Source organism: Roseivivax halotolerans, from assembly GCF_900115815.1.
Taxonomy (GTDB): domain Bacteria; phylum Pseudomonadota; class Alphaproteobacteria; order Rhodobacterales; family Rhodobacteraceae; genus Roseivivax; species Roseivivax halotolerans.
Genome location: NZ_FOXV01000007.1, coordinates 42,623 through 64,353 on the forward strand (window position 1 = coordinate 42,623; position 21,731 = coordinate 64,353).

Annotated in this window: 22 protein-coding genes; 6 read left to right on the plus strand and 16 right to left on the minus strand. The window is 65.3% G+C overall.

Annotation, left to right across the window (positions count from 1 at the left end; genetic code table 11):
• Positions 1-2: 2 nt before the first annotated feature.
• Together BM171_RS10900 and BM171_RS10905 are read left to right on the plus strand one after the other, a co-directional pair.
• A complete protein-coding gene (locus BM171_RS10900) occupies positions 3-662 on the plus strand; it encodes a 4'-phosphopantetheinyl transferase family protein (protein WP_093011916.1) in 660 nt (219 codons plus the stop codon).
• A gap of 182 nt (positions 663-844) precedes the next feature.
• Positions 845-2,170 (plus strand): GumC domain-containing protein, encoded by a 1,326-nt coding sequence (locus BM171_RS10905; RefSeq protein WP_093011919.1) that lies wholly within the window; start codon positions 845-847, stop codon positions 2,168-2,170.
• Positions 2,171-2,173: 3 nt separating this feature from the next.
• Here BM171_RS10905 and BM171_RS10910 read toward each other — a convergent pair whose 3' ends face one another.
• From BM171_RS10910 to BM171_RS10920, 3 genes are all read right to left on the minus strand, one after another.
• Entirely contained in the window at positions 2,174-3,406 is a 1,233-nt protein-coding gene (locus tag BM171_RS10910) for a CpsD/CapB family tyrosine-protein kinase (protein ID WP_093011922.1), read from the minus strand.
• Positions 3,407-3,597: 191 nt separating this feature from the next.
• Complete coding sequence (locus BM171_RS10915) at positions 3,598-4,572, minus strand: glycosyltransferase family 2 protein (RefSeq protein WP_093011924.1); 975 nt, start codon at positions 4,570-4,572, stop codon at positions 3,598-3,600.
• A complete protein-coding gene (locus BM171_RS10920; protein ID WP_093012334.1) occupies positions 4,569-5,771 on the minus strand; it encodes a glycosyltransferase family 4 protein in 1,203 nt (400 codons plus the stop codon). Before BM171_RS10920 ends, BM171_RS10915 begins: the two co-directional genes overlap by 4 nt.
• 116 nt (positions 5,772-5,887) lie before the next feature.
• On the opposite strand from BM171_RS10920, the gene BM171_RS10925 reads away from it, so the two are divergent.
• Positions 5,888-6,643, plus strand: coding sequence for a WecB/TagA/CpsF family glycosyltransferase (locus BM171_RS10925; protein WP_093011926.1), 756 nt, complete (start codon positions 5,888-5,890; stop codon positions 6,641-6,643).
• A 146-nt stretch (positions 6,644-6,789) separates the two neighbouring features.
• Here BM171_RS10925 and BM171_RS10930 read toward each other — a convergent pair whose 3' ends face one another.
• The 6 genes from BM171_RS10930 to BM171_RS10955 form a co-directional block, all read right to left on the minus strand.
• Positions 6,790-8,121, minus strand: a complete 1,332-nt coding sequence (locus BM171_RS10930) for a glycosyltransferase family 4 protein (RefSeq protein ID WP_245760236.1) — start codon at positions 8,119-8,121, stop codon at positions 6,790-6,792.
• Positions 8,118-9,530, minus strand: a complete 1,413-nt coding sequence (locus tag BM171_RS10935) for a hypothetical protein (protein WP_093011928.1) — start codon at positions 9,528-9,530, stop codon at positions 8,118-8,120. The genes BM171_RS10930 and BM171_RS10935 overlap by 4 nt, the downstream gene beginning before the upstream one ends.
• Before the next feature lie 102 nt (positions 9,531-9,632).
• Positions 9,633-10,052: a hypothetical protein gene (locus tag BM171_RS10940; RefSeq protein ID WP_093011930.1), complete on the minus strand. Its 420-nt coding sequence runs from the start codon at positions 10,050-10,052 to the stop codon at positions 9,633-9,635.
• A 119-nt stretch (positions 10,053-10,171) separates the two neighbouring features.
• Complete coding sequence (locus tag BM171_RS10945; RefSeq protein ID WP_093011932.1) at positions 10,172-10,804, minus strand: DUF1523 family protein; 633 nt, start codon at positions 10,802-10,804, stop codon at positions 10,172-10,174.
• A 68-nt stretch (positions 10,805-10,872) separates the two neighbouring features.
• On the minus strand, positions 10,873-11,319 hold the full coding sequence (locus BM171_RS10950; protein ID WP_093011934.1) for a MarR family winged helix-turn-helix transcriptional regulator: 447 nt from the start codon (positions 11,317-11,319) through the stop codon (positions 10,873-10,875).
• 46 nt (positions 11,320-11,365) lie between these two features.
• Positions 11,366-12,157, minus strand: coding sequence for an alpha/beta hydrolase (locus tag BM171_RS10955; RefSeq protein ID WP_093011936.1), 792 nt, complete (start codon positions 12,155-12,157; stop codon positions 11,366-11,368).
• An 86-nt stretch (positions 12,158-12,243) separates the two neighbouring features.
• On the opposite strand from BM171_RS10955, the gene BM171_RS10960 reads away from it, so the two are divergent.
• Complete coding sequence (locus BM171_RS10960) at positions 12,244-13,722, plus strand: NAD-dependent succinate-semialdehyde dehydrogenase (protein ID WP_093011938.1); 1,479 nt, start codon at positions 12,244-12,246, stop codon at positions 13,720-13,722.
• A 65-nt stretch (positions 13,723-13,787) separates the two neighbouring features.
• On the opposite strand, the gene BM171_RS10965 is transcribed toward BM171_RS10960, so the two are convergent.
• The 7 genes from BM171_RS10965 to BM171_RS10995 all read right to left on the minus strand — a co-directional run bounded on the left by BM171_RS10965 (position 13,788) and on the right by BM171_RS10995 (position 20,438).
• On the minus strand, positions 13,788-14,261 hold the full coding sequence (locus BM171_RS10965) for an Hsp20 family protein (protein ID WP_093011940.1): 474 nt from the start codon (positions 14,259-14,261) through the stop codon (positions 13,788-13,790).
• A gap of 135 nt (positions 14,262-14,396) precedes the next feature.
• Positions 14,397-15,182 carry a trypsin-like serine peptidase gene (locus tag BM171_RS10970; protein ID WP_093011942.1) on the minus strand — a complete coding sequence of 262 codons (786 nt, stop codon included), beginning with the start codon at positions 15,180-15,182 and terminating at the stop codon, positions 14,397-14,399.
• Positions 15,179-15,979 (minus strand): trypsin-like serine peptidase, encoded by an 801-nt coding sequence (locus BM171_RS10975; protein ID WP_245760237.1) that lies wholly within the window; start codon positions 15,977-15,979, stop codon positions 15,179-15,181. The genes BM171_RS10970 and BM171_RS10975 overlap by 4 nt, the downstream gene beginning before the upstream one ends.
• A 92-nt stretch (positions 15,980-16,071) precedes the next feature.
• The gene (gene glcF / locus BM171_RS10980) at positions 16,072-17,451 is read right to left on the minus strand and encodes a glycolate oxidase subunit GlcF (RefSeq protein WP_093011944.1); all 1,380 of its coding nucleotides are present in this window, start codon (positions 17,449-17,451) and stop codon (positions 16,072-16,074) included.
• Positions 17,452-17,468: 17 nt separating this feature from the next.
• Entirely contained in the window at positions 17,469-17,810 is a 342-nt protein-coding gene (locus tag BM171_RS10985) for a hypothetical protein (protein ID WP_093011946.1), read from the minus strand.
• Complete coding sequence (locus BM171_RS10990; RefSeq protein ID WP_093011948.1) at positions 17,807-18,916, minus strand: FAD-binding protein; 1,110 nt, start codon at positions 18,914-18,916, stop codon at positions 17,807-17,809. The genes BM171_RS10985 and BM171_RS10990 overlap by 4 nt, the downstream gene beginning before the upstream one ends.
• 73 nt (positions 18,917-18,989) lie before the next feature.
• Positions 18,990-20,438, minus strand: a complete 1,449-nt coding sequence (locus BM171_RS10995; protein ID WP_093011950.1) for an FAD-linked oxidase C-terminal domain-containing protein — start codon at positions 20,436-20,438, stop codon at positions 18,990-18,992.
• A 138-nt stretch (positions 20,439-20,576) separates the two neighbouring features.
• Between BM171_RS10995 and BM171_RS11000 the strand changes: the two genes are divergently transcribed.
• Together BM171_RS11000 and BM171_RS11005 are read left to right on the plus strand one after the other, a co-directional pair.
• Positions 20,577-20,987: a CopD family protein gene (locus tag BM171_RS11000; protein WP_093011952.1), complete on the plus strand. Its 411-nt coding sequence runs from the start codon at positions 20,577-20,579 to the stop codon at positions 20,985-20,987.
• A 3-nt stretch (positions 20,988-20,990) separates the two neighbouring features.
• Positions 20,991-21,698: a DUF599 domain-containing protein gene (locus tag BM171_RS11005; RefSeq protein ID WP_093011954.1), complete on the plus strand. Its 708-nt coding sequence runs from the start codon at positions 20,991-20,993 to the stop codon at positions 21,696-21,698.
• The last annotated feature ends 33 nt before the right edge of the window (positions 21,699-21,731 follow it).

The following is a 21,731-nucleotide window of genomic DNA, read 5'->3' on the forward strand; positions in this document are numbered from 1 at the left end:
CCATGCCCGCAGCGGTTCTGGAGAAGATGATCGCGGGGCTCGGCTCCGCATGGCCGGCCGGAGTGGCTGTGGCGATCTGTCCGCCGCAGTCCGAGCCCGGCGATCTCTACCCGGTCGAGGAAGCAGCGGTCAGCCGGGCTGTCACCGGGCGGCGCGCGGAATTTGCGGGCGGGCGCCGAGCTGCCCGCCGCGCCCTTGCCGCACTCGGCCACCCGGAGGTGGCAATTCCCATGGCGGAGGACCGCAGCCCGATCTGGCCCGAGGGCATTGTCGGCAGCGTCTCGCATTGCGATACGGCCTGCATCGCCGTGGTCGCGCGGCAATCCGATTACATGGCGCTTGGTGTCGACATCGAGCCTTTCAACCCGCTGCCCGAGGACATCCTGCCAGAGATCGGTCTCGCATCCGAGCTCGACGCGGTCGGTCCGGACCGCAGGCTTGCCGGACGTCAGCTCTTCTCGGCCAAGGAGGCGGCCTACAAGGCGCAATATCCGCTTTCGCGGACGCTCTTCGGGTTCGATGCGCTGCGCTATGACGGGGCCGTGCGGGCGCTGCGTTTCGCCCGTCCGGTGCCCCCCTTCGCGAAGGGCCAGACGATCCCGGTCAGTCAATGGACCGGCGACGGCCTCTGCCTGTCGCTATCGGCATTATCCCGCACCTGACCTGCCCAATTGCGGCGAAAACATGGCCGTGATTTCCGAAATCGGGACGGTTTGTTTCGCCACCTGAGGGGTCGCAAAAGTGGCAACATTCGGGCGAAGCGTCTAGATTGTGTCGAGGACGGGCCGCACTCCAAGTGCGATTCGTCTCTGTGCAGTGGGGGCCCAACTGCCGGAGTGACGACATGTTGCAGATCCAGAGCAAGGACGAGCTGTTCGCAGCGTTGCGTCGCCGTATGCCGATCATGGCGGGCATCATCCTCCTCGGCTGCGTGCTGTCGGTGCTGTTCGCGCTGGGTCAGCAGAAGCTTTATATGGCGACGGCAGTCGTTCAGGTCGAAAATGCACGCATCTCCGCGCCCGAGGAGGGGATCGGCGTCACGTCCGACGCCGTGCGCCGGATCGAGCTGATCAAGCAGCGGATGACCTCCTCCGAAAGCCTACTTCGCATCGGCGAGCAGATCGGTATGTTCAACGTCGAGGACTCCTCCGAGGAGCTCAACCGTACTTCGCGGCTGATCATCATGCGTGAGGCGATCCAGATCCGTGAGATCGCCGACGACCGGATCAACCAGCCGCGCACCGCGCCTTATGCCCTCGTCATCGAGGCGACAACGGACGATCCGGTTCGCGCCGCGGCGCTTGCCAATGAGGTGATGCTGGCGGGAATAGAAGAAGCGCGCCAGCAGAACCTGTCGCGCGCCGAGGACGCCTTGGCTTTCTTCGACGAGGAAGCCGCGCGGCTCGAAGCGGCCATCGAAGAAAAAGAGGCTGAGCTTGCTGTCTTTCGCCGGGAGAACGACCAGGCGCTTCCCTCCTCTGTCGGAGCGCTTCGTACGCGGCTGACCTCTCTGGAGGAAACAGCCTTCGGCATCGACCGCGATATCGCCGAGTTGCAAACCACGAGCACGCGCCAGCGCGATGAGGTGCGCCAGCAGGAAATCGCCCTTCTCGAGGACCAGAAAGCGCTCGTGGAGACGCGCATGGCCGAGATCGAAGAGGCAATCGCGCGTGCGCCGCAAGTGGCGCAGGAGCTGGCGCTGATCGAACGGCAGATCGGCAACCTGCAGGAGCAGTACCGCACGGTCGTGAGCCAACGCTCCGATGCGGAGCTCGAACAGGTGCTGGAGGCGCGCGATCAATCCGACCGGCTGACCGTTCTGGAAAGAGCCGTGCCTGCGGACGAGTCGATCTCGCGCAGCCGCCGCTCGATCGCGACCATCGGCGCAGCGCTCAGCGTGGTTCTTGCACTTGGCGTCGCCTATGCGGCAGAGGCGTTCAATCCCGCGATCCGCACCGCCGCGCAGCTCGAGCGTCGCCTTGGCATCACGCCTGTCATCACGGTTCCGGTGGTCGAGCGCCGCAAATCGGGTTGGGGCAGCCGCCTCGGCATTCTCGCCGCGCTTGCAGCCCTGGCAGCCGCCGTCGCGGCGGCGGTTCAGTTCTTCGGAACTCGGCTGCTCGACCCGGCGCTCTGGGAGCGGTTTCTGCCCCGAAGCTTCGCGGACTAATCTCTAGTAGGTGTATTTTCGCGCGGTGGAGCCTTCCGCGCGATTGAGTACGACGCCAAGCAGCGGGGTCTCGGTCCCGAGGCGCGCTTCGACTTCGCGGATCTCGCGCTCGCTTGTCAGGCCGCCGCCGACCACAAGGATCACCGCGTCGATATGCGGCCGCATTGCGATCACGTCGTCACCATAAAGGGCAGGCGGCATGTCGAACAGCATCACGTCGGGCCTGTAACGTTCCTGAACGTGGTTCAGCGCACGACCCGTGCGCGGATCCTGCAAGAGCTCCGACGCGTAGGTCTCCGGCGCATCGTTGAACGCGATGGCGAGGTTCTGCGAAGCGTGGATGGCGTTCGGTCCGAGCCGCAGCAGATGATCTTCGGGGCCGCTCGCGCCCCGCAAAAGGTTGCCGATCGGACCCATCCCGCTCAGTCCGAACACCTTCGACAGAGAGGGATTCCGCAAATCAGTGTCAAACAGGATCGTGCGGCAGTTTTCCTGTCGCGCGAGGCTGATCGCGAGGTTCGCGGCGGTGAACGTCTTGCCGCATCCCTGTGTCGGTGAGGTGATGGCGATACGGGTCCATCCACGCTCCGCAAGCGCCTGCAGGAGCCGTGTACGGAGAACGTCGAACGAGGAATGCGCCGGGTCGTAGCGGCTTGCCGTAATGATCCGGTTGCGATCGAGAAGGCGCTCGTCCACGCGGAACGTGTCGAGCGCGCGCCAGTTGGCGTCCTGATCCGCGGCGCTCTCGGAAAGGCTTGGCGTCACGGGCGTTGCCGTCCGTTCCGCCGGAGGTGCCATCGCCGGAGCGGTTGCCGGACCGTCTTTCGGCTCGTCAGCGCGCATCAAGGCAGCCGGCTCCTGAGCCTCGGCCATAGGCGGCGGCGTCTCTTCCGGCGCTGCGTCTGTCGGCGCGTCCTGGCGCATCTCGGGCTCGAGGCGGACCGGCGGTTCGGTCAGCGTTTTCCGGGGAACGTCCGGTTCCTTGTCAGCCGGGTCCGGCCGCGCTTCGGGCGGACCCGCCGGGCGCTGTGCCTCCGGCGTTCGGCGCGGCGGATTCTTGCGGCGGAAGGTGCGCGGCTTGTCCCTTGCCTCGCCACTCTCCAGGGCGGCGGGGGGCGCCGCATCTTGCGGGACACGATCCTTCGGACGCTCCAGTGGCGCGACGGGGCGCATGTCATCCTCTTCGCGGGCGCGCACCGGGCGGTTCTTCCGGCGGAAGGTCCGGTCAGCACTCATCGCGCGCTCCATTCGGGACGGAACGCGGTGCTCGGTGGCTGCTGCCACGCGGAGGATGGGCCTGCCTGCATCAATATGCCTGGTCTCAAGTTTGGTGTCTTCTGCTCCACGTTGGTTAAAGACGACGATTCTGTCGAAAATTGGGTCGAAAAGCGGGGATTGTTTACGGGCCGCATTGGCCGCGGGTGCCGCTAAGCCCGATCTTTTCGGTACTCGATCAGCCGCATCTCTCGCCGCAGCATAGACCGAAGATAAAAACGGAGCATTCCGATCAGAACCGGCGCTTTCGCCAACGTGAAGAGCGTGGCGAAGGCGCGGGCGTCGGCAGGTCGTGTCCCGGTGTTGCGGAGTGTGCGATAGCCGCTCAGCCAGCTGCGTCCGTAGATCGCGAGCGGGAGGATGACGAGCGGCCACCAGAGCACCGCGAGAACCAGAGTTGCGACGGGGAGCGCCAATCCGTAGAGCCATGCGCGCAAGCGTTCAGTGTGCCTGCGGCCCGGATGTTTCGCGCCCAGCTGCGCGAGCCCGTGCCCCGCTCGTTCGGTGCGCCGCCACCATTCCGAAAGCCGGGTCATGCCGGCGTCGTGTGTGACCATCTCTTCGGGCAGCCGCTCTAGGGCCCACCCATCGCTGGCAAGCCGGGCACAGAGGTCTTCCTCCTCCGAGGCGATGAAGCCCCCATCGAAGCCGCCGACCGCATCGAAGGTCGACCGGCGCACCATCAGGTTTCCAGAACAGGCGTCGATAGGGCCGGCCGGCGCGCGCCATTCCCAGTCGATGAGACGGTTGAAGACAGAGTGGTCCGGCTGCTCTTCCCGTGCCCACCCGGTCACGAGGGCGTGGCGCTGGTGCTGAGCGAGAAAGTCCTTCGCAGTCTCGATCCAGCCTGGCGCCAACACGCAATCGGCATCGACGAATTGCAGATACGGGGCGGGATCGTGAAAAGCGGCTGCGCCGGTATTGCGCGCGCGGGCGGCGGTGAAGGGACGGGACATGTCGAGCCGCACAACCTCCGCCCCCATGTCCTCCGCGATCTCCGGGCTGCCGTCGCTGGAGCCCGAATCCACGTAGACAAGCCGCGCGCCGCTCCTCTTGGCGGCAGCAAGTGCCGCCGGCAGGCGTTGGGCTTCGTTGCGCCCGATCAGAACGATATCCACGTCGCTCATCGGGCGGCCTCGATATGCGCCGAAAGCTTGCGTGCTTCGATACGCGCGTCGAACTCCGCCGCGACGCGCGCACGTGCGGCCTCTCCCACGCGGCGTGCTGCATCCCGATCCGAGAGGCACGCCTCCAGCGCATCCGTCAACGCGCCGAGATCGCCCGGCGGCACCAGCCGGCCGCTGACACCGTCCTCGATAAGCTCTGGGATACCCGCGATGCGCGAGGTGACGACTGCACGCCCGGCGGCCATCGCCTCCATGAGCACGACGGGCACGCCCTCGGCGAAGCTCGGCAGACAGAAGACATCCGCGTCCGCCAGTGCCTCGGCCACCTTCTCGGGCGGCTGATATCCCAGAAACCGAACACGCTCCGCGAGGCGCGTCTCGCGCGCCAGCGTCTCGAGCGCCACGCGGTCAGGGCCATCGCCCACATAAGTCAGTGTCGCGTCCGGATGCGTCCCGGACAGCTGCGTCAGCGCGCGCAGCAAAAGGCGCGGCCCTTTCACCCCGACAAGTCTGCCGACGAAGAGGAGGCGGGCCCCTTCTGTCGCTGGAGCCGTGTAAGCCTCTGGATAGACGCCGCAATGCACGATCTTCAGCTTGTCCCAGTCGGCGGGATCGGCAAAGCACATCAGCTGCGAGCGCGCGAAATGCGAAATGCACGAGACGAAGGCCGCGCGGCGCGTCTTCTCGGCAAGATGCCAACGGGGCGCTTCGAAGAACGTATCCGGCCCATGGATCGTGAATGAGTAGGGGATGCCGGATAGCGCCGAGGTAAGCATTGCCACGTTGCAGGATTGCGATGCGAGGTGGTTGTGCAGATGTGCCACCTTTTCGCGTTCGAGATGCCGGGCAAGAACGGCAGCCTCAAGGAAATAGAACAGCTGCCAGAGCAGGGCGCGCGGTCCGTCGGCGGAGGTGCGGACTGCGAGGCGGAGCGTCTGCCACCAGCGTCTCGGATGATGTCTCAGGTAGTGCCAGTGCGCACCGAGAAGCGTTGCAGGGCGCTTTGCAGCTTCGATCACATGCCAGGTTCGCGCTTGCTCGGCCTCTTGTGCGGGGCCGGACAGCTCCGACCGGGCGGTGCGCCGTATGGAGCAGGTCTGGACCTCGTGTCCGAGCGCGCGCAAACCCTCGACCTCGCGCTCGATGAAGGTATGCGAGACGCGCGGATAGTGTCCGGTGAGGTAGGCCACGCGCTTCATCTTGGGCACCTCGCGGGCAGACAGGACACGGGCCGTATGCACCGAAGTCGAGCGACGCGTATTTGTCCTGCACGCCGCGCGCCACTGATGCTATGAGCGCAGCGATGGGACAGGACATGACATTCGAATACGCGGGCACGCGCGTTGCCGTGAATGTCGCGGATCACGACGCGCTGTCGGCCGCCGTCCGCGGCCGTCTCTCCCAGGGACGGGGCTTTGCCGTGGCGACGCTCAATCTCGATCACATGGTCAAGCTCCGAAGCGATCCCGAATTCCGCGCGGCCTATGCGCGCCATGATTTCGTGACGGCCGACGGCAACCCTGTCGTTTGGCTCTCGCGTCTTGCCTCGCGTCCCGTCGACTTGGTGCCTGGCTCGGATGCGATCCTGCCGCTCTGCCGTGTCGCGGCCGAGCTTGGCGCGGCAATCGGCCTTTATGGCAGTACGGAAGAAACGCTCGGTCGCGCAAAAACCTATCTCGAAGCCGAGGTGCCGGGCCTCAGGGTCGCCTTTGCCGAAGCCCCGCCGATGGGGTTCGATCCTGATGGCGACGCCGCACGCGATGCGCTCGGTCGTATGCAAGCCGAAGGTGCGCGCCTTGTCTTCCTGGCTCTTGGCGCCCCGCGTCAGGAGTGCCTCGCTGCACGCGGACGCGAGATCGCGCCGGATATCGGCTTCGTCTCCATCGGCGCGGGTCTCGATTTCTTCGCGGGGCACCAGAGACGCGCGCCGAGACTCGTCCGGAAGCTGGCGCTCGAATGGCTCTGGCGAATGCTGAGTGACCCGCGACGTTTGGCCCCGCGCTACGCGAAATGCGGCGCGATCCTGCCCCTGGAGGTCATACGCGCGCTCAGGCAACGCCACTCTCCGTAATCCAGTGCGGGCGCAGAGTTTGGCAAGGGCGGGGCCGCCATCCATCTTGCCGGTGTGTAGGCATTCGCGCCCGCCTTCAATCAGCGCGCGTTCGAACGTGCAGCCGACCACCACCGCGTCCCGGTCTTCCTGCAATGCGGGATAGGTCATGACCCTGCCTCGTAGGATGAACGCGTCTCTGCGAAAAGGTTCGGCGCCGGGCCTTCTCTGCCAGCCAGCACCCAGCGATAGACCTCGTCGATCTGTCGCGCCTTCGCCGGCCAGGTGAAATGCCGCGCGACCTTCGCCGCAGCCCGAGCGCCCTTGGCGGCGAGGACGTCAGGCTCTGCGACGATGCGTTCGAGCGTTTCGCGCAGCGCAGGCACCAAGCCCTCGGGCGGAAGGCAGGGCACCTTGTAACCGGTGGTCTCGTCCACGAGCTCTCCGGGCCCGGCATAATCGACTACGAGCGGTGGCAATCCGAGGGCCATCGCCTCAAGTACCACGCCGCCGCCGAACTCACGGATCGACGGGAAGGCGAGGACGTCGCCTCCGAGCAGGATGTCCTGCACCGCGCCATGCGCCTGCCAGCCGTGGAAGGTGATGCCAGCCCCGAGAGGGTCGGCAAGGGTTTTGAGGCGGGGCATTTCGGGGCCGTCACCGACGATATCGATGACCAGCTCTCCGCGTTCGATCAGGGGGCGTGCGGCCTCGATCAGCATGTCGACACCCTTGAGCGCGACGAGTCGCCCGACAAACACCGCGCGGAAGGGCGCACCACGCTTGCCCGGGCTCGCGCGACCCGAGAAGCGTGTCGTGTCGATCGCGTTCTCGGGCAACCAGACCGTCTTGTTCGCAACCGACTTCGGCAGCTCCGCCGCGGTCAGGCGCGAGCCCGTGAGGATGACGCTGGCATGTTTGAGCGTGGCGGACCGGCCCGGCACGAGCTTGTGCACCTCGCGGATGTAACCCAGCCATTCGCGTTCCGCGCGGCGCACATGGCCGTAGCCTTCCGGCCAGGGCACGCCGCCATTGATGGGTCCGACGACGAACGGCACGTCGATCGCTGCGAGCTTGGCAGCCAGGGGCGATGTCGCGGTCGGCGACAATGGCGTGATCCTGTGCACGAGGTCATAGTGCCCCGCCTTGAGATCCGCGCCGAACCGCTCCCAAACCTTGCGCTCGAACCATGGGTAGGTGAGCGCCTGCGCGGCCTGGATCATCGTCCAGCCTTTGCCCTCGCCCATGCGAAGCATCTCGGCGGCGCGGTAGGCGGGGCGGGCGAGCGCCTCTGTGTCGATGGCGGTGAACTCGTCACCTTCGACCATGCCTGCCCGCAGGATCGCCTCCCGGTTGCGGATCTGCGTGACGAGGTGGACATCAGCGACCTCCCGCAGCGCCTGGGCCATCGACCAGCCGACAAGCGGCACCGACACCCATTCGGGATTCGCCGCCTCGGCGATAGCGAGGACGCGCGGGCGGGATGCTTCAACGCTCAAAGGATCGGCTTCCAGCGCAACGGCGCAGGCCCTCTTGGCGTCGCATCAGGTGAATCGGTTGTACTCCGCCGCTCGGGCCGCTCCGCATGCGCGAGGAGCACACCGGCCAAAAGCCACGTGATCGGTGTAAGCGTGGCGTTGGGAATGAGGTCGAAGATATTGAGCGATAGCAAGAGCGCGAGCGGCGGCGCGTAGGGTGAGAAGCGCTCGGGGTCACGCGCGATGCCAGCGGAAAGGAGCAGGAAGATCGGCATGAGCAAGAGGCCGAATTCCGCAACCAGTCCGACCGCGCCCAGCACGCCCAGGGTTAGAACCCAGCGGCCATCGGTGATCGTCTCCCATTCGCCGCTGGCGGAGTTCATCACGTGATTGCGCCCCCAGCTGCCCCACCCGAAAAACGGCCGCTCGAGCGCGCGTTCCATCAGCACATTTTCGTTCGCCATCCGGAATTCAAGCGAATACGCGCGTTCGGCATCGATCTCGGCTATATTGGCGAGAAGCTGTTCTTCCGGCACGATGCCGCTCGTCTTCGAGAGTGGATAGGCCAGCGCGAGACAGGCAATGAGGATCGCAGCGCCCGTCTGGATGCGCCGGCCGGTCAGGACAAGAAGCGGGACCACCGTGAGCGCCATAAGAAGCGCGCCGAAGGATTTCATTGCCAGAAGTGTTCCCAGAAGAAGAAGCGCGGCGAACAGCCATTTCGTGCGCCCGCTCGACTCGCTCCGCCAAAGCGTGAAGGCACAAAGCGTGGCCGACAGCGTGAAGAACGCCACCCAAAGCCCGTGCTGTAGAAAGACGACGGGCCGATACGTGTCTCCACGTTCCGCCTGGCTCTCGAGCGCCTGCTGGAATCCGTAGAACCCTTCGTTGAGGATCGGGCCGAGCGGCACCTCGACCAGCATCAAAGGCACGTAGGCGAGGCCGCCAAGCGTCACCACCAAGGCGACGTCCCGCAGCGCGCCGCCTGAGGCGAGATGCTGACGCGCCAGCAGGAATGGCAGGATGGTGAGCGCATGTCGGAGAGCTAACCCCACTCCGTCCTTCAGGCTCATTGCCGGTACCTCGAAGCGGCCCCAGCGCACGGGATCGAGGTTCATCACGGCGGTCATGAGCGGGGTCGCGAGATAGAGGGTCAGCAGAAGGCCAACCAGGGGCGATTCAGGCCAGAAGGATCGGGCCGATTGATTGCGGAACGCGACGAGGCAGGCCAGGCACGCCACGCCGGGCAAGGTGACCTTGTCGAGACCCGGCAGAAGCGGCAGATCGAATGCGGCGGGTTCGGGAGGCAGCAGAAGGTATCCGCCGATCACAGACACCAGCAGCGCCCGGCCCGGCGGAAGGAGCCGGAACGCCGCAAGCGTGACAATCGGCCAGAAGCCGAGCATCAGATATGCGATGGCGTTGGGCATGTTGCGTTCTGCCGACCTCGATCTTCTGCGCCTGCGCCGCGAGCTTACCAGCCGCGTCCTAGCCTGTCGCGCGCTGCCGCGCCATCGTGATACCGGACCCCGTCAGAGGCCAAGCTGCGCGCGGGCCTCGCTTTCGGACATGAAGTCAAAATTGGCGGCGTCCATCTCACCCGGCGCGACTTCGGGCAGGAAACAGACGCAGCGCTCGCCCTCGGGAGTCTTCAAGGTCACCTCGGTCTCATCGTGCTCTTCGTCATAGGCAAAGCTCAGATCCGAAAGGCTGGCGCTGCCCATGCTGTCCGGGAAAACGACGACGACCTGGTCGACCATCGGGTCGAAGTTCTCGAACCAGGGCTCCTCGGCGCTGATGACCGGAAGTCGTGGCACGTCGGCGGGATCCGCCGCGGCCGCTGCCTCGGGGCCGGCCTCCTCGAGGTCGTCAGCCTCGTCCAGACCGGGAAGAAACGCACTGAGCGTCCCGCCCAAAACGGCGACGCCCAGGGCCGCAATCGTCTCAAACATCGAAACTGCCCTCTTGCTGACCGTTGCGGCCCCGGTCTGATCGCCAGGGTCCACACTTGAGCAGAGTAGAGGGGGATTTCGGCCCGTTTATGGCAGAATTGGCAACAAAAGCGGCGCGGTCAGCGCCCGCGCACCCAGTCCGTCACCCGCTTGCGCCGGGATTTGAGGCCGTGTGCCGCGTCGTCGAAACTGTCCGCGGCTTCGCTCAGGACCGGATCGATCCGCGCCGCGCGAAAGCGCCGCCAGCGAACCCAGATGGCCCAGAATACCGCGAAGAGGACGATGAGAATGAAGATCGAGCGCCAGGGAATGATGCGGACATCCGGGCCCTCCACCGACTTCAGCGCAACGGCGTTCGGGAAGATCGACAGGAACTCCGCGCGCCAGCCGTAATGGCGGATCGCGACCCAGTTGGGCTCGCTTCCGGTCGAGCGCAGATCGGCGGCCTCGGCTTGCAGGTTCGAGCTGTTGAACTTGAAATAGGGCGGCCAGCCCCAGCCGGTATCCTCATTGCGATAGACCATGATGTCGTCGCCCGCGCGCCGCGTCTGGATGAAGAACACATCCCGGCTGTCATTCGGGCTCGCCCCGGCATCGCCGCGCGTCCAGAACAGGCTGTTCGCGCCGATATCCTCGCGTTTCTCGTAGGTATCGGTGATCCGCACGATATCGTTCTGCGGCAACGTATAGTGCAGGAAGGACAGAAGAACCGCCCAGAAGAGGATGATGAAGGTCCATTTCACATAGGCCATCGGGCGGGCACCTCGTTACCTTGTTCTGCGCGGTGACATTGCCCCAACCGCGGGGGCGATCCAAGGCCTCACTCTGTCTTCGGAAGAAGCGCCGAGCGCAACTGCCTAAGGCCATTTTGCAATTCGCCGATCTCCCGCTGCGACATGCCGAGCGCCTCGGTGATGCAGGCAGGCACATGCGCGGCCTTGGCACGAAGCGCGCGACCCTCCGGCGTCAGGTACAACAGAACGCGCCGGTCATCCGCCGCGTCCCGGTCGCGCCGGATGCGCCCGGCGTCTTCCAACCGTTTCAGCAGAGGCGTGACCGTGTTCGTCTCGAGCCCCAGTCGCTGCCCGATCTGTCCGACGCTGAGCGGCTCTCCGGCCCAGAGCGTCGTCATGACCAGATACTGCGGATAGGTCAGGCCCAGAGGTTCCAGCAGCGACTTGTAGAACCGCCCCATCGCGTTCTGCGCGGCGTAAAGATCGAAGCAGAGCAGGGCCTCGAGCCCCGTTTCCGGAAGCGTATCGGTCATTCCTTTGAGGTAGGAGCGCGATAGGGGAACGGCAAGCGCACTCTCCTTAGCCCAAAAGCGCTTCGGTTATCCGGCTGTCCTCGCTCTCGAGCCCCGCGATCACATCGAAGTGATGCTTGCCGGGTTCGATCACGTGCTCGGCATCCCAGGCTTCGGCAAGCCAGCGCGCCTGATCGAGGAAGGCGGGCCGCTCGTCCGCGCCGACCCAGACGGTCACGCGGGCGCTCGGTTTCGGCTGATGAACCGGGCTTTCGGCGCGAGCCATCTCTGCATCGAGTTTGAGATCCTCGTTGATCGAGGTTCGCAGAAGCGGCTCCAGGTCGGACACCGGTGAGATCGGCATGACGTGATCGATCCGGCTTGCGACATCCTCCGGCAGCCGGCCGGGCTCCAGCATCCGGGCCACGAGATGCCCGCCTGCCGAATGTCCTGCGAGTCGGATCGGCACCTCCGTCACTTCCCGCGCGGCCGTGGTCACCGCATCGGTGATCTGCCGGGTGATGTCCGCCACGCTGACACGCGGGCACAGATCATAGGACGGCATGGCGACCGCCCAATGCCGCCGCAGCGCGCCTTCGGACAGATGCGACCAGTCTCCGCGGCCGAAGCGGCGCCAATAGCCGCCGTGAACGAAGATCAAGAGCCCCTCGGCCCGCCTCAGCGGCAGGAACAGATCGAAGACGTTTCGCGTTCCGTGTCCGTACATGAGACCTAGCCGTGCCCGGTTCGCCGCCCCCAGTCTTTTACGCAAGTCTTGCGCCTTCTCCGCCCAAAACGGCGGGAAGCTCGCGGCGTCGGGAATGTGGTCCTGATTGTTGTAGTCGTCGTCCAGATCCATAAGCTCTCTCCGGGGCGTTTCTGGCGACAATATCGAGATGAATCCGCGGGTCCAACCGGATTGCCCGCATCAGACAGGAGAGAGACATGCTGGATCGGACGACGGATCTGAAGGCGATGCTGAGCGACCCGTCGCTACTCGAGGCACGCGCCTATGTGAACGGGCAGTTCATCGACGGCGACGACGGGACGTTCGAAGTGACGAACCCCGCGCGCGGCGACGTCATCGCGAAGGTGGCTGACCTGTCGCGCGCGCAGATCGGCAAGGCCGTGGACCACGCTTTCGAAGCTCAGAAAGAATGGGCCCGCTGGACCGGCAAGGAGCGTTCGCAGGTGCTGCGCAAATGGTTCGACCTGATGATGGAGAACCAGGACGACCTCGGGAAGATCATGACCGCAGAACAGGGCAAGCCGCTGGCCGAAGCCAAGGGCGAGATTGCATATGGCGCGTCCTTCGTCGAATTCTTCGCGGAAGAGGCCAAGCGCGTTCTCGGTGAGCAGATTCCGGGTCATGCGCGCGACAAGCGCATCCTGGTGATGAAGCAGCCCATCGGGGTCGCAGCCTCGATCACGCCGTGGAATTTCCCGAATGCGATGATCACCCGCAAGGCCGGACCTGCACTGGCAGCGGGCTGTTCCTTCGTCGCGCGTCCCGCCTCCGAAACACCGCTATCGGCGATCGCACTCGGCGTTCTGGCAGAGCGGGCCGGACTTCCGGCGGGTGTCTTCAACGTGGTGCCGACCTCGTCTTCCTCCGAGGCGGGCAAGGAGTTCTGCGAGAACCCCAAAGTCCGCAAGCTGACCTTCACCGGATCCACCGAGGTGGGCCGGATCCTATTGCGTCAGGCCGCGGACCAGGTGATGAAATGCTCGATGGAGCTGGGTGGCAACGCGCCCTTCATCGTCTTCGATGACGCCGATATCGACGCGGCCGTGGAAGGGGCGATCGCCTGCAAGTTCCGCAACAATGGCCAGACCTGTGTCTGCGCGAACCGTCTCTACGTGCAGGACGGCGTGTATGACGAGTTCGCCGAGAAGCTGAAGGCGCGGGTGCAGCAGCTCAAGGTGGGCGACGGTCTTGCCGAGGACGATGTCGATCTCGGCCCGATGATCACCCGCGATGCCATAGACAAGGTGCAAGCGCATATCCGCGACGCCAAATCCAAGGGTGCGAAAGTCATTCTCGGCTCCGATCAGGAAGATCTCGAAGGCAATTTCTTCAAGCCCGCCATCGTCACCGGCGCGACGCAGGAGATGGATTTTGCCACCGAAGAGACATTCGGTCCCCTCGCGCCGCTCTTCCGGTTCACGGATGTCGACGACGTGATCGCAATGGCGAACGACACGATCTTCGGGCTAGCCTCGTATTTCTACGCCAAGGATCTGAGCCGGGTCTGGAAGGTCGCCGAAGAGCTCGAATACGGGATCGTCGGCGTGAATACCGGCCTCATTTCGACCGAAGTCGCGCCCTTCGGCGGCGTCAAGCAATCCGGTCTCGGTCGCGAGGGGTCGCATCACGGGATCGATGAATATCTCGAGATGAAATACGTCTGCCTGACGGTATAAGACGAAAAACGCCCCGGCCATCGGGCCGGGGCGTTCGCGAGGTCATCCTGTCTTGGCAGGCAGGATCAGTTCACCTTGTCAGCATCGACGACGTCTTTCGCCTTCGCTGAGTTCTCGATCTTGCGGATCTCGACCCGGCGCGGTTTCAACGCTTCGGGGATTTCGCGCTCGAGATCGATATGCAGCATTCCGTCTGCATAGCTCGCTCCGATCACGCGCACATGGTCAGCGAGATGGAAGCGACGCTCGAACGCGCGGGTTGCGATGCCGCGATGGAGGTAAGTGCGGCCATCATCTTCGTCGGCCTTGCGAGCCGAGACGACGAGCGCATGGTCCTTGACGTCGACGGACAGGTCGTTTTCCGAGAAACCGGCGACCGCGATCGAGATGCGATATGCATCATCGGCGGTCTTCTCGATGTTGTAGGGCGGATAGGTGGGCTGGGTGACATCATTGGCGAGCACCCGGTCCATCATGTCGGCGATTTGGTCGAAGCCGACGGTGGCTCGGTAGAGCGGTGCGAGATCGAAACTACGCATGGATTATCCTCCTTTGAGCGATACCATATGTTGTATGCCTTCCCGTTTCGGGACAGACAGCGTTCAGTCAATCGGGACCCATAGAGGCGTCCCAGTCAGAAATTTGGGGAGCGTGTTCAGCGCTTTCAAGATCTCTCAGGGCCGGACGAATTTCGCCCCTCCGGCACGCGCGCCGTCGCTGACCCGCAGCCGCCGCGCGCCTTCGGAAACCGGCGGTCGAGCGCCCTCGTTCCGCAGCTCGCGCATCAGGTCCGGCACCTTGGCCGACAGGTCCATCCCGTAGGCGGCGCCGCCGCCCCCGCCCGAGACGAGCGAGACGATATGCCGACTGCCGAAGCTCGTTTCGAAAACAGGCGCGCCCGATGAGCCGAAGGTCACGTCGCAATCGAAGGCGAAGATGCCGCCGCGATACGCCTCGGTCATCTGGCAAATGGCTTGCCGAGAGAGGGTTGTCTCCCGGCCTCGCCCGTAGGACAGGACGCTGAGGTCTGTGCCGCGTCCGGGCGGCGCGCCCACGCGGAAGGGGCTGGCCTCGGCCGACGTGATGGGCGTTTCAAGTTGAAGCAGGGCAATATCGCTGCTGATCTTTTCGGCGCTTTGCCCGCCATCCCCGGCCCCCGGATAGGCGGGATCGAGCGCCATACGCGAGATCCGTCGCGCGGCGATCGCGTGATTTCCCGTGAGACCGGCGCGGAACGTGACGCCAGCGGACGAGGCAAGCTCGGAGACGCAATGCGCGGCGGTCAGGACAATGTCGGAGGCGATGAGGGTCGCGGTGCAGAACCCCTCAGGCGTATCGAGCCGGCCGACCCCTTCCCAGCTCAGCACTTCGTCCCTGCGGTCGAGCGCGTCGAGCGGCGTCGCGCCCTGAGCTGCGGCGAGACAGGGCAGCAGGAGAAAGGCGAGGGCCGTACGGATCATGGCCGGAGGAACTTCGCGTCAGAGCCCGCGGAGCCCGATTGCGTGACCGTCTTCACCCCCGGCAAGCGGGCATTGAGGCTGTCGGCCTCGAGCGCGTCACGCAGCGTCGGCAACGCGGCTTCGACAGAGACGCCAAGGGAGACCGGCACGCCGTCAGATTCGGCCTTGGCAGAGACGATGGACACCACGCGCGGCGTGCCTGTCTCGAAGGAGAAGACGGGCGAGCCCGAGGCACCGAAATCCACTTTGCAGGACATCACGATTACGCCGTCCTGCAAGGATAGCACTTCGCAACGCTCTTGCAGCGACGGCGCGTCCTCGCCATCGGCGGCATAGGACACCGCGCCGATCCGGTCGCCGCGTGCGGGGTCGGTATCTGTCTCGAAGGGCGTAATCGTGGTGTTCTGGATCGGATGCTGCAGCTTGAGCAGCGCGATGTCACGCTCGACCCGCTCCGGGCTCGAAGGGCGGTTCGGGTCGTAATCGGGATGCGCCACGGCGCGGCGCACATGGCGGTAGGCGGCCGCCCGGCCGTTGCGCCAGCCGGCGAGGAACTGCACCTCGTCAACGGGAACGCGCGCGCCGGTCTCTCGGTCGAAGAGGCAATGGGCGGCTGTCAGGACGAGATCCGGTGCGATCAACGCTCCCGTACAGAACGCCTTGCCGCCGACCTCGAGCCGACCCACCCCGTCCCATGCGCCGCCGGAGGCCGATGAGCCGAGCGAAAAGATTCCCTGGGCGGGGCTCTGCCCGGCGGCGAGCATGAAAAGGGCGGCTAGGATAAGACGACGCGGCACTCAGGTCTCCTGCAGGTTCGGATCAGTCCGATCTAGCGATGCGGCATGACGGGAATGCGGCACCGATGGGGCAATGGGTCGCCGTCCTGCGATCAGAGTGTTTCCACGAGTTTCGCCGGTTTCGGCCCGCCTGTCGCCCAATCCAGTAGCTCGACCGTGTGCACGACCGGGATCTCCGTGCCCGAGCCGATCTGCATCATGCAGCCGATATTGCCGGCCGCGATGATGTCGGGGCTCTTGGCCTCGAGCGTACGCACCTTGCGCGTCTTGAGCTGACCCGAGATCTCCGGCTGCATCAGGTTGTAGGTGCCTGCAGAGCCGCAGCAGAGGTGGCTGTCGGCAGGTTCGACCACTTCGAACCCCGCCTGTTTCAACAGTGCCTTCGGATGCGTCTTGATCTGCTGTCCGTGCTGCAGCGAGCAGGCCGCGTGATAGGCCACGCGGAACGCGCCACCCCGCGTGGCTTGTGGTGGCGCAAAGATGCCATGACCGGGCGCGGCATCGATGCCCGCGATCCCGTCGCGCGCTTCCTGTGCCGTCTGCGTGGGCGGCTCCTTCATCAATTCGGCCAGCACCTCCGAGACATCGCGCGCAATGGCGGACACTCGCGCGGCATCCGCCGCCAGCGGCTCGGTGCGGAACATGTGCCCGTAATCCTTGACCGTCGTACCGCAGCCCGAGGTGTTGATGACGATGGCGTCGAGCCCGTCCCCGTCCATCTCGCCGCACCAGGCGCGGATATTGCGCGCCGCCGTGCCGTGCGCCTCGTCCGTCTTCCCCATGTGATGGGTCAGCGCGCCGCAGCAGCCCATGCCGCGCGCGATCACCACCTCCGCGCCAAGCCGAGTCAAAAGCCGGATCGTCGCGTCGTTGATATCGGTATCGAGCGCCTTCTGCGCGCAGCCGGTCATCAACGCGACCCGCATCCGGCGCGCGCCCTCTGCCGGAAAGACCTGGGGGTCGTCGTTGCGGCTGACCGGAGGGATCGTGGCCGGCGCCATGTCCAACATCGCGCGCAGCCGCTTGTCCGGCATCAGCCCCTTGAATGGCCGCCCGATCTTCGCGCCGAGTAGCGCAAGGCGGAAGCGACCCGGATAGGGCAGGATCCGCGCCAGCACCCAACGCAGGGCACGGTCCTGCCATGGGCGCTGGTAATTCTCTTCGATATAGGTCCGGGCATGATCGACGAGATGCATGTAATGCACGCCCGAAGGGCAGGTCGTCATGCAAGCGAGGCAGGACAAGCAGCGGTCGATATGCTTGACCGTCTTCTCGTCAGGCACGCGCTCGTTCTCGAGCATGTCCTTGATGAGATAGATCCGCCCACGCGGCGAATCGAGTTCGTCGCCCAGCACCTGGTAGGTCGGGCAGGTCGCGGTGCAGAAACCGCAATGCACGCAAGCGCGCAGGATCTCGTTCGATCGCTCGAAATCGGGGTTCTGCAATTGCTCGGGGCGAAATTCGGTCTGCATGATGGTCCTTGATCGGGTCAGGAAGTGAGGAATTGCGCGGTGGCGAGGCCGAACCACGGCAAGGTGGTCGCAAGGCTTCCGGTGACGCGGGCCCATTTGCGGAGTGGCGCGGACCTCATCGCGCGCATCGCCGCATGGGCCATGAAGGCGACCGCACTGACCCAGGCGAGCCAGAGACACGCCACGGCCGCGAACGGCGCGCGATCGACAAGGCTCGACCCCGCGACCATCAACGCCAGCGCACCGATGGCCAAAGCGGCCATAAGCGCGACCGAAGGTTCGGCCCGCGTCAGGATGAGAAACAGGAGGGGTCCGGCGCCGAAGGAAATCGCGAAGGCCAGAAGAAGCTCTGTCGTCATGCCGTCACGGGCTCCGACCGGAAGAGGCCTCTGGGGTCGAATTTCCGGCGCAGCCCATCGGTCAACTTCGCGATGGCCGGCGGTTCCGGCTGAAGGCGCGGGAGCTTTGCAAGGTCGGCGGGATCTGCGCGCACCAATGTCGCGTGACCGCTGATGCCGGTAAGCGCATGGCGGGCATCGTCGCCGCGCCGCAGGCACGCCCAGACGAGACCGCCGCCCCAATCGAAGAAATGCGCCTTCGCGCCAAGCCGCTCCGCGACGACCGGGCTGTCGCTCGGCTTGACCGAGATCCGCCAGATATTCCCCGCGCTTTCGGCGAGGTGTTCGGCATCCCGTATCGCTTGCCAGAGGATCGCGTTCTCGGCCGAATCGACAATCCGGTCCTGCGCCGCCTCGGCAAAGAGCTGGCCGAGCGCCTCAAGGCGATACTGCACCGAGCGTTCGAACCCCTCGATCCTGAGGCAGGTGCGCCCGCTGGCTGGCAGATGCGCGGCTCCCGTCACCTCGTAGGGCGAGCCGAGCGCGCGCGACATCGCTGCAACTGCGTCCCTGTCGTTGAGCCCGTGAAGCACCAGTGTCGCCTGCATCTCGGGGACCGGCAGAACCTTGAGCGAGATTTCAGTCAGAACCCCGAGCTGGCCCCAGCTTCCCGCCATCAGCTTCACGAGATCGTAGCCGGTGACGTTCTTCATCACCCGCCCACCATTCTTGACGATGGTCCCGCTGCCATCGACGAAGCGCACGCCCAGCATGAAATCCCGCGCCGCGCCCGCCTGGATCCGCCGGGGGCCGGAGATATTGCCCGCCGCGACGCCGCCCAAAGTCGGCTTGCCGCGCGTGCCCAGAAGCGCGCGATGGTCCATCGGCTCGAAGGCGAGGCGCTGGTTCTCACGGGCCAGCGCGTCCTCGATCTCCGACAGCGGCGTGCCAGCGCGCGCCACGAGCGTCAGCGCGCCCGGCTCGTAGAGCGTGATTCCCGACAGGCCACCGGTCTCGATCACCTCGCCGGTGCCAAAGCCGCCCCGAGTTCCGCCGCCCACGATCCTGACCGGGCCGGACGCCGCGCGGATCGCCTCGCTCATCTCCTGTTCGCTGCCGGGTCTCATCGGGCGGCCTCATGCTCTTTGGGTTGGGACAAATACCGTCGGGGGAGCGCGAGGGGGCAGACGGCCCCCTCGCTCATTCGGCTGCGATCTTTACGCTCCGCCGGGCATCCGAGGCGTCGAGCGGGAAGACCTTGGCCGGGTTCAGCAGCCAGCCGGGATCGAACACGTCCTTCACCGCCATCTGCGCCTCGAGATCCTCCGGCGCGTATTGCGTGTGCATCAGGTCGCGCTTCTCGATGCCGACGCCATGTTCGCCGGTCAGGCAGCCGCCGACCTCGACGCAAAGCTTCAGAATGTCGGCGCCGAGCGCTTCGCACTTTTCCAGCTGACCGGGTTCGTTGGCGTTGAAGAGGATCAGCGGGTGCATGTTGCCGTCGCCCGCATGGAAGACATTCGCCACGTCGAGCCCGTACTCCTTCGACATCTCGGCGATACGCGTCAAAACGCGCGGCAGTTCGGATACCGGGATCGTGCCGTCGAGACACATGTAATCGTTGATCTGGCCCATCGCTCCGAAGGCCGATTTCCGCCCGAGCCAGATCCGCCCGGCCTCGTCGGCATCCTTGGCCTCGCGCAGCTCGACCGGGTCGTGCCGACGCGCGATCTCCATGATGAGGCTCAGCTGGTGATCGATCTCGGCATCCGATCCTTCCACCTCCACGATCAGAAGCGCCTCGCAATCGGGATAGCCGGCCTTTGCGAACGCCTCGCAGGCGCGGATGCAGGGCCGGTCCATGAACTCGATCGCGACGGGCAGGACACCGGCCTTGATGATATCCGACACGCAGGCCCCGGCCACCTCATTCGAACCGAAACCCATCAACACCGGCCGTGCGCCTTCGGGTTTGCGAAGGATCCGCAATGTGGCCTCGGTCACGACGCCAAGCTGCCCTTCGGATCCGCAGATCACGCCCAGAAGATCGAGCCCGCCCGCATCGAGATGCGCGCCGCCGAGTTCGACAACGGTCCCATCCATCTGCACCATCGTGACGCCGAGAAGGTTGTTCGTCGTCACGCCGTATTTGAGGCAATGCGCGCCGCCCGAATTCATCGCGATATTGCCCGCGATGGCGCAGGCCAGCTGCGAGGAGGGGTCAGGGGCGTAGAAGAACTGCTCTTCCTCGACGGCGCCCGTCACCGACAGGTTGGTCCGCCCGGTCTGCACCCGGATGAAGCGGTTGTCGTAGTCGGTTTCGATCACTTCATTGAGGCGCGCGACGCCGAGGATCACGCAATCGGCAGTCGGCAGCGCGCCCCCGGCAAGGGAGGTGCCCGAGCCACGCGGCACGACCGGCACGCCCATCTCGTGGCAGATCCGCAAGACGTCCGAGACCTCTTCGGTGGAGGCGGGCAGCACGGCGGCAAGCGGCGGGCATTTATAGGCGGTTAATGCATCGCATTCGTAGGCGCGGGTTTCGGCCACATCCGCGATCACGGCATCCGCAGGCAGTACCTTTCGCAGTCGCGCGACGATCTCGTCCTTGCGGGACAGAACGGCACTGTCGGGTGTCGGCATATCCATGGCGCGGCCCTCCTCTGACGCGCGGGAAACATCTAGCATACGGGGCCTCAAGTCCAGTGCGCCGCATCTGTCATCTCGCCGCATCGCCCGCACGACATTAGCCTTGCGCGGACCTGTCCGATCGCTCAAACGAGAGACATGACCTGGATCAAGATCGTCCATATTCTCTGCGTGATGGGCTGGATGACCTCCATCTTCGCCGTGCCGCGCGCGCTCATCTACTGGAAGCGCGAATATGCGCGCCTCGGAGAGTTCGGTCCCTTGGGCGACCTGACGATCCGGCTCTACCGCTTTTCGCTGGGCCTCGGTGTGATCGCGCTCATCACCGGGCTTTGGCTCGGCGGGCTTCTGGCCATGCCGGACTGGGTCTGGCTGAAGCTCGCGCTGGTGATCCTTCTGGCCGCGCATTACGGGTGGACCGGTCGCATGGTCCTGCGCGCACGCAAGGGCACCTTCACCGAGAGCGACCGCTTCCTGCGGATCTTCAACGAGGCGAGCGTGTTCGGGGTCATCGCGATCCTCTGGGTCGTCGTCGCGAAGCCGTTCTGACCCATGCCGAGCGTCCTCGACCTTCTGACCTGGCTCGACTGGCTCGCTCTCGCGCTTCTGCTGATCGCCTGGCTCGCCACGACCCGCGCGGTCGAACATCCGCCTTCGCGGCGGCCCTCGACCTCGTCCTTGATGGCTTCCTACCGGCGTGCCTGGATGGTGCATTTCGTGACGCGTCAGCCGCGCATCTTCGACAGCCAGATTGTCGGTATCCTGCGGCAGGGCACGGCGTTCTTCGCTTCGGCCAGCATGATCGCGATCGGCGGCGGGCTCGCGCTGATCGGCAATGCCGATCAGCTTCGCGGGCTGGCGAGCGATCTTGCGCTGGGCACCGATCCGGTCGTCCTGTGGGAGCTGAAGGTGATCCTGATGCTGCTTTTCGCGATCAATGCCTTTCTGAAATTCGTCTGGTCGCACCGGCTGTTCGGCTATTGCGCGGTGCTCATGGCCGCGGTGCCGAACGATATCGCCGATCCGGGCACGTTCGAGAGGGCGCGGCAGGCGGGTGAGATCAACGTGACCGCCGCGCGCAGTTACAATCGCGGCCTCAGGGCCGTCTATTTCGGGATCGCCTCCACCGCATGGCTGGTCGGGGCCTGGGCGCTGATCCTCGCCACGGCTCTGACGACGGCGGTGATCCTCCGGCGCGAGTTCCTGTCGGACAGCCGCGAGGTGCTGTTGTCGAACCTGCCGAAAGACACGGAAAAATGAGCCCCGTTTCATCGCGTCGGTGCTAGCTAGAGA

Bases quoted from the DNA above. Each gene is read 5' to 3' on its own strand.
- BM171_RS10900 (WP_093011916.1), top strand. From the start codon at position 3: ATGCCCGCAGCGGTTCTGGAGAAGATGATCGCGGGGCTCGGCTCCGCA.
- BM171_RS10905 (WP_093011919.1), top strand. From the start codon at position 845: ATGTTGCAGATCCAGAGCAAGGACGAGCTGTTCGCAGCGTTGCGTCGC.
- BM171_RS10910 (WP_093011922.1), bottom strand. From the start codon at position 3,406: ATGAGTGCTGACCGGACCTTCCGCCGGAAGAACCGCCCGGTGCGCGCC.
- BM171_RS10915 (WP_093011924.1), bottom strand. From the start codon at position 4,572: ATGAGCGACGTGGATATCGTTCTGATCGGGCGCAACGAAGCCCAACGC.
- BM171_RS10920 (WP_093012334.1), bottom strand. From the start codon at position 5,771: ATGAAGCGCGTGGCCTACCTCACCGGACACTATCCGCGCGTCTCGCAT.
- BM171_RS10925 (WP_093011926.1), top strand. From the start codon at position 5,888: ATGACATTCGAATACGCGGGCACGCGCGTTGCCGTGAATGTCGCGGAT.
- BM171_RS10935 (WP_093011928.1), bottom strand. From the start codon at position 9,530: ATGCCCAACGCCATCGCATATCTGATGCTCGGCTTCTGGCCGATTGTC.
- BM171_RS10940 (WP_093011930.1), bottom strand. From the start codon at position 10,052: ATGTTTGAGACGATTGCGGCCCTGGGCGTCGCCGTTTTGGGCGGGACG.
- BM171_RS10945 (WP_093011932.1), bottom strand. From the start codon at position 10,804: ATGGCCTATGTGAAATGGACCTTCATCATCCTCTTCTGGGCGGTTCTT.
- BM171_RS10950 (WP_093011934.1), bottom strand. From the start codon at position 11,319: ATGACCGATACGCTTCCGGAAACGGGGCTCGAGGCCCTGCTCTGCTTC.
- BM171_RS10955 (WP_093011936.1), bottom strand. From the start codon at position 12,157: ATGGATCTGGACGACGACTACAACAATCAGGACCACATTCCCGACGCC.
- BM171_RS10960 (WP_093011938.1), top strand. From the start codon at position 12,244: ATGCTGGATCGGACGACGGATCTGAAGGCGATGCTGAGCGACCCGTCG.
- BM171_RS10965 (WP_093011940.1), bottom strand. From the start codon at position 14,261: ATGCGTAGTTTCGATCTCGCACCGCTCTACCGAGCCACCGTCGGCTTC.
- BM171_RS10970 (WP_093011942.1), bottom strand. From the start codon at position 15,182: ATGATCCGTACGGCCCTCGCCTTTCTCCTGCTGCCCTGTCTCGCCGCA.
- glcF (WP_093011944.1), bottom strand. From the start codon at position 17,451: ATGCAGACCGAATTTCGCCCCGAGCAATTGCAGAACCCCGATTTCGAG.
- BM171_RS10985 (WP_093011946.1), bottom strand. From the start codon at position 17,810: ATGACGACAGAGCTTCTTCTGGCCTTCGCGATTTCCTTCGGCGCCGGA.
- BM171_RS10990 (WP_093011948.1), bottom strand. From the start codon at position 18,916: ATGAGACCCGGCAGCGAACAGGAGATGAGCGAGGCGATCCGCGCGGCG.
- BM171_RS10995 (WP_093011950.1), bottom strand. From the start codon at position 20,438: ATGGATATGCCGACACCCGACAGTGCCGTTCTGTCCCGCAAGGACGAG.
- BM171_RS11000 (WP_093011952.1), top strand. From the start codon at position 20,577: ATGACCTGGATCAAGATCGTCCATATTCTCTGCGTGATGGGCTGGATG.
- BM171_RS11005 (WP_093011954.1), top strand. From the start codon at position 20,991: ATGCCGAGCGTCCTCGACCTTCTGACCTGGCTCGACTGGCTCGCTCTC.